General features: G+C 39.6%; 12 protein-coding genes. 9 read left to right on the top strand and 3 right to left on the bottom strand.

Annotated elements, in window-relative coordinates:
- Positions 1 to 5 precede the first annotated feature (5 nt).
- Together MWU84_RS12445 and MWU84_RS12440 are read left to right on the top strand one after the other, a co-directional pair.
- Positions 6 to 422: a hypothetical protein gene (locus MWU84_RS12445; protein ID WP_246901809.1), complete on the top strand. Its 417-nt coding sequence runs from the start codon at positions 6 to 8 to the stop codon at positions 420 to 422.
- An 82-nt stretch (positions 423 to 504) separates the two neighbouring features.
- Positions 505 to 1,548: a quinone-dependent dihydroorotate dehydrogenase gene (locus tag MWU84_RS12440; protein WP_246901808.1), complete on the top strand. Its 1,044-nt coding sequence runs from the start codon at positions 505 to 507 to the stop codon at positions 1,546 to 1,548.
- Between the two features lie 110 nt (positions 1,549 to 1,658).
- On the opposite strand, the gene MWU84_RS12435 is transcribed toward MWU84_RS12440, so the two are convergent.
- The gene (locus tag MWU84_RS12435) at positions 1,659 to 2,081 is read right to left on the bottom strand and encodes a Dabb family protein (RefSeq protein WP_246901807.1); all 423 of its coding nucleotides are present in this window, start codon (positions 2,079 to 2,081) and stop codon (positions 1,659 to 1,661) included.
- A 138-nt stretch (positions 2,082 to 2,219) separates the two neighbouring features.
- Here MWU84_RS12435 and MWU84_RS12430 point away from each other — a divergent pair, with 138 nt between their 5' ends.
- The 7 genes from MWU84_RS12430 to guaB all read left to right on the top strand — a co-directional run bounded on the left by MWU84_RS12430 (position 2,220) and on the right by guaB (position 9,576).
- Positions 2,220 to 2,846 (top strand): LysE family translocator, encoded by a 627-nt coding sequence (locus MWU84_RS12430; protein ID WP_246901806.1) that lies wholly within the window; start codon positions 2,220 to 2,222, stop codon positions 2,844 to 2,846.
- Between the two features lie 30 nt (positions 2,847 to 2,876).
- Complete coding sequence (locus MWU84_RS12425; protein ID WP_246901805.1) at positions 2,877 to 3,740, top strand: hydroxymethylglutaryl-CoA lyase; 864 nt, start codon at positions 2,877 to 2,879, stop codon at positions 3,738 to 3,740.
- A 249-nt stretch (positions 3,741 to 3,989) separates the two neighbouring features.
- Positions 3,990 to 5,570 carry a cupin domain-containing protein gene (locus MWU84_RS12420; RefSeq protein WP_246901804.1) on the top strand — a complete coding sequence of 527 codons (1,581 nt, stop codon included), beginning with the start codon at positions 3,990 to 3,992 and terminating at the stop codon, positions 5,568 to 5,570.
- Between the two features lie 169 nt (positions 5,571 to 5,739).
- On the top strand, positions 5,740 to 6,918 hold the full coding sequence (locus MWU84_RS12415) for a hypothetical protein (protein WP_246901803.1): 1,179 nt from the start codon (positions 5,740 to 5,742) through the stop codon (positions 6,916 to 6,918).
- 83 nt (positions 6,919 to 7,001) lie between these two features.
- Positions 7,002 to 7,538: an FMN-binding protein gene (locus MWU84_RS12410; protein ID WP_246901802.1), complete on the top strand. Its 537-nt coding sequence runs from the start codon at positions 7,002 to 7,004 to the stop codon at positions 7,536 to 7,538.
- The gene (locus MWU84_RS12405; RefSeq protein WP_246901801.1) at positions 7,538 to 8,038 is read left to right on the top strand and encodes a hypothetical protein; all 501 of its coding nucleotides are present in this window, start codon (positions 7,538 to 7,540) and stop codon (positions 8,036 to 8,038) included. The genes MWU84_RS12410 and MWU84_RS12405 overlap by 1 nt, the downstream gene beginning before the upstream one ends.
- Before the next feature lie 65 nt (positions 8,039 to 8,103).
- Positions 8,104 to 9,576, top strand: a complete 1,473-nt coding sequence (gene guaB, locus MWU84_RS12400; protein ID WP_246901800.1) for an IMP dehydrogenase — start codon at positions 8,104 to 8,106, stop codon at positions 9,574 to 9,576.
- Between the two features lie 92 nt (positions 9,577 to 9,668).
- Here guaB and MWU84_RS12395 read toward each other — a convergent pair whose 3' ends face one another.
- Both MWU84_RS12395 and lysA read right to left on the bottom strand, forming a co-directional pair.
- Positions 9,669 to 10,202, bottom strand: coding sequence for a DUF255 domain-containing protein (locus MWU84_RS12395; RefSeq protein ID WP_246901865.1), 534 nt, complete (start codon positions 10,200 to 10,202; stop codon positions 9,669 to 9,671).
- 62 nt (positions 10,203 to 10,264) lie between these two features.
- Positions 10,265 to 11,506 carry a diaminopimelate decarboxylase gene (lysA, locus tag MWU84_RS12390; RefSeq protein ID WP_246901799.1) on the bottom strand — a complete coding sequence of 414 codons (1,242 nt, stop codon included), beginning with the start codon at positions 11,504 to 11,506 and terminating at the stop codon, positions 10,265 to 10,267.
- Positions 11,507 to 11,614: the final 108 nt, after the last annotated feature.

Raw genomic sequence — 11,614 nt, 5'->3', positions numbered from 1 at the left:
AACCTATGTGTAAAAAAGTTTTTTTCTCCTTGATTTTCGTTGTCGGATTTTGGATATCCGCAGAAGCTCAGCAAGAATGTAGTTTGGGCATTGGCGCCACGGAATCGGATACCATTATACAAATATTTCAATTGAAAGAAGCGCAGATAACCAATCTGGAGGAGTTTAAGGCAGCTCTGGAAATTGAAACCCGGCTATTGGATGAAGAACGGAAAAATCTTTTTGAAAATCACCCTCAAAGTACTCCTGAGGATTTAGCGGCACTGGGGGGGAAGTATAAGGTTCTGGAGGAAAGGATGAAGCAGGTCTTTAAGAAATACGACCTTAAACTTTTGGCGCTTTTTAATGAAAAGCAATATCAAAGGTATGTTACACTTTGTCAGGAAGTAGAGCGGCGACCTTTAGTGGTTGTACCGGAATAAGTTCTTGGCAAATGTTAATAAAAAGCGGGGGTTTAGGACAGTTTACCTCGGCTAGTTTGTATTTTTGCGGAAAATAATTTTCATGTACAAACAGCTTATCCGCCCGATCTTTTTTCAATTCGATCCAGAAAAAGTTCACCATTTTACTTTTAGAGCTATTCGTTTATTGTCCGGTATAGGATTTGCTGGGATTTTCAGGACCATATATTCGGTAAACGACCCTCGATTGGAGCGTGAATTATTTGGATTGAAATTTAAAAACCCAGTGGGATTGGCAGCAGGGTTTGACAAGGATGCCAAGTTGTATAATGAACTATCCGATTTTGGATTTGGATTTATTGAAATAGGTACTTTAACTCCCAAACCTCAAGACGGAAATCCCAAAAAACGCTTATTTCGTCTAAGGAAAGATCAGGCCATCGTCAATAGAATGGGGTTTAACAATAAGGGGGTGTTCGATGCCGTTGAAAATCTGAAGAAACAGCATAGGGTGCTTATCGGTGGCAACATTGGTAAGAACAAGGTGACGCCCAACGAACTGGCGGCAAAGGATTATTTAATCTGTTTTGATGCCCTGTTCGACCATGTAGATTATTTTGTAGTAAATGTAAGCTCACCAAATACACCTGGCCTGAGGGAACTTCAGGATAGAAAACCTTTGACCGCTTTATTAGTGGAGTTAAAAAAGGAAAATACCAAATTGGCCAAAGCTAAGAATAAGAAGGAAAAGCCTGTTCTCTTGAAAATTGCTCCGGATTTAACGAATGAGCAGTTATTGGATATAATAGGTATTGTAAAAGATACTGACATTGATGGGGTCATTGCCACTAATACGACTATTGCTCGCGATAATTTAAAATCCGATGTGCTTTTACAAGAAGAAACGGGTGGTTTAAGTGGCAGGCCTCTTACCAAAAGAAGTACCGAAGTAATCCGGTTTTTGTCCCAAAAAAGCAATAAGGCATTTCCCATTATCGGTGTGGGTGGAATTCATTCGGCAGAAGATGCACTTGAAAAGTTGGAGGCTGGAGCGGATCTGGTCCAATTATACACTGGGTTTATTTATGAAGGCCCTGCACTTATAAAGAGAATCAATAAGGCCATTATTAATAAGACTAACGGCTGAGAGGGGTAGACTGTATCGCTTATACTTCACGGAATAAGAAAAGGGTTGACCATCATTGGGTCAACCCTTTTTTTGGTAGGACGCTAATTTTTATCCTTAAAAGTCTTTAATTATTTGGTCCAATAATCCACCACGGTGACGTCTTCCAAATGCGGGGTCAAAACTGCTCCAAAAGCCTTATGGTCTGGATGTGGTAGATAAATGGCCCTATCTGCCTCACTGTGGAAGGTCAGGAAAAAACAATGTGTAAACCCTTTATCTAAGCCCTCCGGGCTATTGTTTAGGCCCCATTCATAACCTACTATCTGAGGTATTTTAGAAGGTAGGGCGGTAAAGGCGGCCTCTACTTTTGCAATGTCCTCTTTGGAGGTATTGGCCTTAAATTTAAAAAGTACTACATGACGCAATACACTGTCCTGCTTTTTGGAATTTTCCATACTTATATCCTCTTTCAAATTAGTCGTGTTCGGGATGTTAAAACTCATCAATAATATTGCTGCCAATAGGCTAAGGGTGTAAAAAACTGGTTTCATAATTTAATTTTTGTTGAAGATATAAAAAAGTTGAATATAGGCAGTTTGTTGGGAACATATTTCTTAAGACTTATTTATGGAAAAGATGACAATTAATCGGTAAATTCAGACCTTTGTACATTATTCAAATAACAAGACTTGAATTACGATATATTATTGACATTCATATTGGCAACAGCTGCTTTGGCCATTTCTCCTGGGCCAGACAATATTTTTGTGCTGATCCAAAGTATTACGAATGGTAAGAAGTTTGGAATAGCTACTGTTGCCGGCCTAATGACAGGCTGTTTGGTGCACGCAACCTTGCTGGCTTTTGGCGTTTCCGCCTTGATTAAACAAAACCCCAACCTGTTCTTTGTTATAAAATTATTTGGCGCGGTTTATCTCTTTTATTTGGCCTACAAAGTTTTTAGAAGTAATGATCATCTTGAAATATCCAATAGCGGTGTGAGTAAGAAATCCTTGGGTGCCTTGTATAAGCAAGGATTTATAATGAATGTACTTAACCCAAAGGTGACCATTTTCTTCTTGGCTTTCTTTCCTGGGTTTTTGTTTAGCAATTCTATTAACATTGTTGTTCAGTTCTATGTGCTTGCGGGTATATTTATATTGGTCTCCTTTATTATTTTTAGTGCAATAGCCATCCTTTCGGGAACCATTTCAAAATATATAAGGGAGCATGGACAGTTAGGGAAAATTTTAAAATGGCTTCAGATTATAGTTTTTGTGGGTATTGCTGTTTATCTGTTGTTATCTGATAAATAATATTAATTTTGGAAAAGCTTAAGCAGGGGAATGTCCAATACCGTTAAAATAATAGAATGTCCAAGAGATGCCATGCAAGGTATCAAGACGTTTATTCCCACTGAAAAAAAGGTAAAGTACATTCAATCCCTATTGAATTGTGGTTTTGATACTATAGATTTTGGGAGCTTTGTTTCGCCTAGGGCAATTCCGCAAATGGTGGATACGGCAGAGGTTCTTTCCCAATTGGATCTGACCAAGACTACAAGTAAGTTATTGGCCATTGTAGCTAATGTGAGGGGGGCAACGGATGCCTCCGAACACCAATCTATCGATTATTTAGGCTATCCCTTTTCAATATCCGAAAACTTTCAAATGCGGAATACCCACAAGACAATTGCTCAATCCGTAGATACTTTGGAAGAGATTCTGAGAATTGCAGGAGATTCTGGGAAGGAAGTGGTCACTTATATCTCCATGGGGTTCGGTAATCCATATGGGGATCCCTGGAGTGTTGAGGTAGTGGGTGAATGGACCGAAAAGCTGGCCGGAATGGGAGTCAAAATATTATCACTATCCGATACGGTGGGTTCTTCGACCCCGGAGGTGATCCGCTATCTATTTTCCAACCTGATCCCAAAGTTCCCTGAAATTGAATTCGGCGCCCATTTGCATACTACGCCCTCTAAATGGCATGAAAAGGTGGATGCTGCATATAATGCCGGCTGTCGCAGATTTGATGGGGCGGTGCAAGGTTTTGGTGGATGTCCTATGGCAAAGGATGAGCTCACTGGAAATATGCCCACAGAAAAAATGCTTTCCTATTTTACGGCGGTCAAGGCCGACACCCATGTTAATTGGATGGCTTTTGAGGCGGCTTTCAACAAGGCTAGCGACCTGTTTTCCAAGTATTGATTTAATCTCTTGAAACGCGAAACACCCAAGGAAATTTTAATGACAATTTTTGTGGATTAAAGTTCTGAAAACCTCAATTTACTCGATAATCGAGATTTGAATGCTCCATCGGTTTCCTGACCATGCCGTTCAGGCGGGCGTCGAAATCTAAAATATGTTTCCTTTCAATGCCTTTCAGGCTTGCCCCCAGTTAGTTTACCTATATTTAAATTCTTATATTGTTATTTAATAAGAACCAAATATCAAAAAATGAAAATTTTTCAGAGGCTAATTACCTGCAGTAGTTTATATGTGCTATTTGTTTTAATAGTGGCATGTCCGTCCAGAGGTTCTTCTCAAGAGTCGTATATGACAGGGCCTAATTCAGACAGCTATGAGGGGATACCTCAAGGGAAGGTGAGCAAGCATCAATGGAAAAGCAAAATTTACCCTAATACCATAAGGGATTACTACCTGTATGTTCCAAGTCAATACAACCCTGCCGATGCTAGCGCTTTAATGGTATTTCAGGATGGGCATGCCTATGTTGACGTTCAGGGTCAATTTAAGGTGCCCATCGTTTTTGATAATCTTATAGCACAAGGAGAAATGCCCGTAACTATTGGCCTGTTTATAAATCCTGGCCATGACTTGGATGCTGGCAAAGTAGATAATCCTTGGAAATCATCAAATAGAAGTCTGGAGTATGACACCGTCTCGGATACCTATGGGAAATTTCTTCTGGAGGAGATGATACCTGAAATTAAAAAAAGTTTTAACATTTCCGAAGATCCAAAACTTAGGGCAATTGCGGGAATGTCCTCTGGAGGAATATGTGCGTTTTCAGCTGCATGGTTCTACCCTGAGGCGTTTCATAAAGTATTGAGCCACATAGGAAGTTTCACGGACATTAGGGGCGGACACAATTATCCTTCTATGATAAGAAAGCAAGACCACAAGGATATTAAGGTTTTTTTGCAGGATGGTAGCAATGATCTCAATAATCAATATGGGGATTGGTGGTTGGCGAATTTACAGATGGAATCGGCATTGAAATATAAAGGGTACGACTTTAAGTTGGAAAAAGGTTCGGGTGGCCATAACGGACTCCATGGAGGTGCTATTTTGCCTGAATCATTGTCTTGGTTATGGAGTGATGTTGTTCCCAAAAGAATTGAATCCAATGTATATCGCTTTCCAGGAACACTTGCCGATTCGGTTATGATCCAAGGTGAAACCATGCATTTTGATAAAATGGAATTAAAGACGGTGCAGCTTTCAAATTCATCGGATGGTCGAAATCTTTTTAATTCCAATCAGGAACAGATCTTGATCATAAAGGAAGGCGACGTTCAGGTGAAAGTCAATAGTAGAACAGAAGCCCTAGGAAAAAACAGTGTAATTGTGATCATGCCGGGGGACAATGCTTTTGTAAAAAGTTTGTCACCGAGCAGTACTTATTACACGATGATCTATAAGTCCAAAGGTAACATGGATGTAAGGAGAGCTAGGAAGAGCGGTGGGTCTACCCTAATTAATTTTGAGGAGTTGAAATTTAAAGAACACGATAAGGGTGGTATTCGGAATTTCTTCCATCGTTCAACGGCCATGTGTCCTTATTATGAGATGCACGTAACTACCTTGAAGTCGGGTATTAAAAGTCATGAGCCCCATACCCACTATGCTACGGAGGTAGTTCTGGTAATCAGTGGACAAACCGAGATGGAAATTGGTAATGGCGTTTTTAGGGCCCAGGAAGGGGATTTATACTTTCTTCCCTCCAATGTTCCCCATGCCATTAAGAATATAGGTTCCGGACCTTGTGAATACTTTGCATTCCAATGGAATTAGGAGCTCTTTTTTCTGCTCATAACAATGCTCCTAACACTAGTTTCTGAAATGTGTTAAAATTCAATATTTATTTAGATTTAGTTTAAATTAAGTTTGTCAGTTTGGTTCTTGCCATTATATTTGTACCCGAAATTTATATTTATCCAATCTAAATAAGAACAATTTTATAATGAAAAGAATTGCACTACTAGGTGGTTTACTCTTGGCAACTGGAGTATTTGCACAGACCGCGAACGACTCCATTACCTTGGATCCTCAAAAACAATTAAATGCTGCCCAACGTTTGCTTTCCGGTAATTATGCTTCGGCCGTTACTGTTGGTGCTTATGGTGAAATGCTTTACAATCAACCTGAAGGTGATAATGGAGAGATAGATGTACAAAGGTTGGTGCTGCTTTTGGGATATAGATTTAATGATAGGGCCCAATTTGTTACGGAAATAGAATTTGAACATGTTGAGGAAGTATATGTTGAACAGGCTTTTGTTAACTATAACCTTGGAAATAGCGTTAATCTTAGGGGTGGTTTAATGTTGGTGCCCATGGGCATAGTCAACGAATACCACGAACCCACAACTTTTAATGGTACCGAGCGTCCGGCTATGGACAATGTTATAGTTCCTACCACTTGGAGGGAATTGGGAGTTGGTGTTTTCGGGAGGGTGAACGACCTATCCTTGGGTTACCAAGCGTATATATTCAACGGATTTAAATCTACCGAAGCTGACGGCGAAGGCGGAATCAATGGATTTTTGCAAGGTTCCAGTGGATTAAGGGGAGGAAGACAAAAAGGAATCAAATCTACCATCGATACTCCAACCCTCTCTACCAAATTGGATTATTATGGGGTCCCCGGCCTGCGTTTGGGACTTTCTGGATATTTTGGAAAAACTCAGGCTGCCGATGATGTAGAGGAACTTACAGGGTCAAACATTGGAATATCAATGGTTGGCTTGGATGCAAGATACGCCTTAGGTAATTTTACCGCTAGGGGGCAATTTATATATGCTTCCCTTTCCGATACCGAAGATTACAACGCCTTGACAGGTGGAAACTTGGGTAGTGCTTTGCAAGGTTGGTACGTAGAAGGGGCCTACAATCTTTTGCCAGCTGGTAATGAGCAAAAACTGTTCGCTTTTGCCAGATACGAAAAATATGATACCCATTCCGATACAGCGGGTGCATTGATAAGGAACGATGCCTATAATAAAACTGATGTAACTACAGGCCTTACCTATCATTTAGCTCCTGGAGTGGTATTGAAAGGGGATTATCAGTTTAAATCCAATAAATTGGATGGTAGTGATCTTCAGAATGTACTGAATTTTGGAATAGGGGTGTGGTTTTAATCCAGAATTAATGAGGTTTATAATTCAACTCCTAAATATGACGATTATTATTAAAAATGATTCTAAATTAGTATATTTGGGGCATGAACTATAGAAAGCGAAAAACAGTTCTAATTATGGTATTTTCTTTGGTGATTTTGGGATTTGGAATCCCGAAAAATGTTCAAAAGAAAATGGATAAGGAATTGGAAAAGGTATTTGAAACCGAAAATCATTCCTTGCAGTCCTTTTCTGTTTCCAAAACAGTCAACGAACTACTTCCAACCAAAATTACTGCTGATAATTTCTTCAAAATAATGCAGGGAAGTACCTTGCTAGGTTATGCTTTTGTAGATCAGGCGCCAAGTAAAACGGCCAAATTCGATTATCTGGTCATCTTTAATCCCAAATTGGAAATCATCCATTCAAAAGTATTGATATATCGTGAGGAGTATGGCGGTGAAATTGGGAGTAAAAGATGGTTGGAGCAGTTTACAGGGAAATCAGGAAAGGATAGGGTAAGCCATGAATCCAATATAGACGGTATTTCTGGTGCTACAATTTCGGTACGTTCCATGACCAACTCAATGGATAGTTTGTTGCAGACCATTGGAATTCTTCAAGAAAAAAAGGTACTTTAATGGATTATGACGGTCTATTGCTGACATTGCCCAAGGGAATAAAATGGTTTGTTGCAAGCTTTGTCCTCGTATTGAGCATAGGTTTTTATACGGGCCTTCTATTTGTTTCTGAAACCAGTACAGCATCCCCCAATGGTATTGTGGAAAATTATTTGGGAAATGAGGAGGATGAAGAGGCGGAGGTTATGAAGTTTAAAAAGGGAGAGCGCGAAATGCTTACCATAATCCATACCCATATCCTATCCATGTCACTTATTTTTTTTCTGCTTGGTGGGTTGGTTTGGCTTTCCAAAATACCACAAAAGCTAAAAATGTTCCTTACCATTGAACCTTTCTTCTCGGTGGTTTTAACTTTTGGGGGCATATATTTCATGTGGACAGGGCTGCTATGGATGAAATATGTGGTCATTTTTTCTGGGTTTTTAATGACCTTGACCTACAGTTTAGCCGCACTGTTGGTGATTTATCAATTGTGTAAAAAATCGGTAACAGTCAATTAACACGATAACTGTATTACAGTTCCTTTAAATGTAGTATATTTGCACGCAATTAATCTTTAATTGCTATGCAAGCTCACCTAAACAAAATTGTTGGAGAAGGTCTTACGTACGACGACGTACTTTTAGTTCCAGCTTTTTCAGAAGTACTTCCTAGGGAAGTCAATATTCAAACAAAATTTACTAGAAACATTACGATCAACGTTCCCATCGTTTCTGCTGCTATGGATACAGTGACGGAATCCCGTATGGCCATTGCCATTGCCCAGGAAGGTGGTATTGGGGTATTGCACAAGAACATGACCATAGAACAACAGGCGCTGAAGGTACGCAAGGTAAAACGCGCCGAAAGTGGTATGATCATAGATCCCGTTACCTTGCCTTTAAATTCCAAGGTGAGGGATGCCAAAGCAAATATGAAAGAATTCAGCATTGGCGGGATACCCATTGTAGATGATAAGGGGAAACTTATAGGTATCGTAACCAATAGGGATTTACGGTTCGAAAAAAATAATGACCGGCCAATTTCCGAGGTAATGACCTCCAAAAATCTAGTTACTGTAGCCGAAGGAACTTCTTTGGAGCAGGCAGAGGATATTTTGCAGGTAAACAAAATTGAAAAATTACCCGTTGTTGATAAGGACTACAAACTTGTTGGGCTTATTACCTTTAGGGATATAACAAAACTTACCCAGAAGCCAATAGCCAATAAGGATCAGTATGGAAGATTGCGTGTTGCGGCTGCCTTAGGGGTTACCGGTGATGCAGTGGATAGGGCGGAAGCTCTGGTGAACGCGGGGGTAGACGCTGTTGTAATCGATACTGCGCATGGCCATACCAAAGGTGTGGTTGCCGTTCTAAAGGAGGTAAAAAAGAAATTTCCGGATTTGGAAGTTATTGTAGGCAATATTGCCACAGCAGAAGCTGCCAAGTATTTAGTAGAGGCGGGAGCCGATGCCGTAAAAGTTGGAATAGGTCCAGGATCTATTTGTACAACCCGGGTAGTTGCTGGAGTAGGTTTTCCTCAATTTTCAGCGGTTTTGGAAGTTTCTGCCGCTATCAAGGGTAGTGGAGTGCCAGTTATTGCAGATGGGGGAATACGATATACAGGGGATATACCTAAGGCCATTGCTGCAGGCGCCGATACGGTAATGTTGGGCTCTTTGTTGGCGGGAACAAAAGAATCTCCGGGAGAGACTATCATTTATGAAGGGCGTAAGTTTAAGTCCTATAGAGGGATGGGTTCTGTTGAGGCTATGAAACAAGGTAGTAAGGATAGGTATTTCCAAGATGTGGAAGATGATATTAAAAAATTGGTACCTGAAGGAATCGTTGGTCGTGTTCCTTATAAGGGAGATTTGTACGAAAGTATCCATCAGTTTATTGGTGGTCTTCGTGCTGGAATGGGCTATTGTGGGGCCAAGGATATAGAAACACTAAAAGAGTCTGGAAGATTTGTTAAGATTACCGCGAGTGGAATCAACGAAAGCCATCCACATGACGTAACCATTACTAAGGAGTCACCCAACTATAGCAGGTAAATTATACTTGCAGTAGATATATTTAGATAATAAAAAAAGCCGGTCACAGCCGGCTTTTTTATTTCTTTATCTTGGATATAATGTAGATTTTACTATTTGCTTTCGCTATCGTAGGTATTCCAGTCTTTCTCCTTATGGATATTTTCACCAAAATACTTCGCTATTTTTAGAAAAGGTTCTGGCTTTTGATAACCAGGTACTGGAGAAAGCATATTCATTTGTTCATCCAAAAATATTGTAGTGGGATAACTCATTTTACCCTGCATCAATGCTGCTGCAAATTCATGATATCCGTTTCTGCCCGAAGGAACAAATTTAAAGGTTTTGCCTCTGAAAACAATAGGTTCCTTACCTTCTCCATCCAACTTTACCATATAATAGTTTTTGGACATGTATTCGGCAACTTCTGCATTCTGAAAGGTATCCTTATCCATTTTTTTACACCATCCACACCAGTCGGTATAGACATCGATAAAAATTTTCTTAGGATTTTTCTCGGTTTCCACTAATTTGGCAGCTTCGTCCCAACTAAGCCATTTTACATCCTGTGCCATACTACCTATTGGTAAAATGCCAACCACTAATAGAACAACTATTTTGAAAAATGATTTGGAAACTAATTTCAAGACCATAATTTTTAAAGGATTAGTCCGATAACATTATCAAAACTAACGAAAATTTGGCAATTTTATTTTGCTATTGCCTTTTCTTTAACAGCCGTAAATAAATCCTTGACATCTATTTGGTTTTTAATAAGGTCGTCAAAAGTTTCCCTTTCCCTTATTAAAATGGCTTTTCCTTTATGCCACAAAACCTCTGGTGGTCTAAATCTAGAGTTGTAATTACTGGCCATAGTGAAACAATAGGCACCGGCATTTTTAAAACAAAGGATGTCGCCTTCAGATATTTCGCTTATGCGTTTATTGCTTGCAAAAGTATCGGTCTCGCAGATATAGCCCACTACGGAATAATAACGTTCACGCCCTTCAGGATTGGAAATATTCTCTATGCTGTGGGTGGCGCCATAGAACATGGGGCGAATAAGATGGTTAAATCCGGAATCTATACTGGCAAAAACGGTGGAAGTGGTCTGCTTTACCACGTTCACTTTAGCTAAAAAGAAACCGGCCTCGCTTACCAAAAACTTACCTGGTTCAAAAGCCAAGGTCAGCTCCCTGCCATATTCTTTGCAAAAAGTATTGAAACGTTTTCCTAATTTTTTGCCCAGTTCCTCAATATTGGTTTCAATATCGCCTTCTTTATAAGGAACTTTAAAGCCACTACCGAAGTCTATAAACTCAAGATCCTGAAAATTTTTGGCTGTTTCAAAAAGAATCTCCGAAGCGTAAAGGAATACATCAATATCCAAAATGTCACTTCCGGTATGCATGTGTATCCCGTTGACCTTCATATTCGTAAGATTAACAATACGCAATAAGTGGGGTATTTGGTGTATACTAATACCAAATTTGGAATCTATATGCCCCACGGATATTTTAGAATTGCCACCGGCCATAACGTGGGGATTAATTCTAATACAAACAGGAATATCCGGGTGATTGCTGCCAAATTGTTCCAAGATGGATAAGTTGTCAATGTTGATACGAACCCCCAATTTTGCAGCTTCCTCAATCTCCTCCAAGGATACTCCATTGGGGGTAAATATAATAGAGCTAGGCTCAAAACCCGCCATGAGTCCCAATTGAACCTCTTGTATGGAAACAGTATCCAGACCGCTTCCCAAACTGTTCATCAATTTTAAAATGGCAATATTTGAAAGTGCCTTTGTGGCGTAATTTAATTGTAATTTTTTGACGTCCTTAAACGCATTGGTCAATCTTTGAAACTGGGAAATTATTTTTTCAGAATCGTATACATAGACCGGGTCACCATAAGTTTTCGCTATATTTAATAAATCACTGTGTCGCATTGTTCAAAATTTTATGCAAATTTAGACTACTTATTGTATTCGAGCAAAAATATATAGCAATAGTTGAAAAATGTAACACATTGTTATATGTATAACAACTCTTGCTTT

This window comes from Arenibacter sp. F20364 (assembly GCF_023015905.1).
Taxonomy (GTDB): Bacteria; Bacteroidota; Bacteroidia; order Flavobacteriales; family Flavobacteriaceae; genus Arenibacter.
The sequence above is the reverse complement of the archived record's forward strand: the minus strand, read 5'-3'. Positions and strand labels throughout refer to the sequence as shown.

What these genes read in the sequence shown, in the direction of transcription:
- MWU84_RS12410 (WP_246901802.1), top strand. Translation starts at nt 7,002, where the DNA reads ATGAACTATAGAAAGCGAAAAACAGTTCTAATTATGGTATTTTCTTTG.
- MWU84_RS12445 (WP_246901809.1), top strand. Translation starts at nt 6, where the DNA reads ATGTGTAAAAAAGTTTTTTTCTCCTTGATTTTCGTTGTCGGATTTTGG.
- MWU84_RS12440 (WP_246901808.1), top strand. Translation starts at nt 505, where the DNA reads ATGTACAAACAGCTTATCCGCCCGATCTTTTTTCAATTCGATCCAGAA.
- MWU84_RS12420 (WP_246901804.1), top strand. Translation starts at nt 3,990, where the DNA reads ATGAAAATTTTTCAGAGGCTAATTACCTGCAGTAGTTTATATGTGCTA.
- guaB (WP_246901800.1), top strand. Translation starts at nt 8,104, where the DNA reads ATGCAAGCTCACCTAAACAAAATTGTTGGAGAAGGTCTTACGTACGAC.
- MWU84_RS12435 (WP_246901807.1), bottom strand. Translation starts at nt 2,081, where the DNA reads ATGAAACCAGTTTTTTACACCCTTAGCCTATTGGCAGCAATATTATTG.
- lysA (WP_246901799.1), bottom strand. Translation starts at nt 11,506, where the DNA reads ATGCGACACAGTGATTTATTAAATATAGCGAAAACTTATGGTGACCCG.
- MWU84_RS12425 (WP_246901805.1), top strand. Translation starts at nt 2,877, where the DNA reads ATGTCCAATACCGTTAAAATAATAGAATGTCCAAGAGATGCCATGCAA.
- MWU84_RS12405 (WP_246901801.1), top strand. Translation starts at nt 7,538, where the DNA reads ATGGATTATGACGGTCTATTGCTGACATTGCCCAAGGGAATAAAATGG.
- MWU84_RS12415 (WP_246901803.1), top strand. Translation starts at nt 5,740, where the DNA reads ATGAAAAGAATTGCACTACTAGGTGGTTTACTCTTGGCAACTGGAGTA.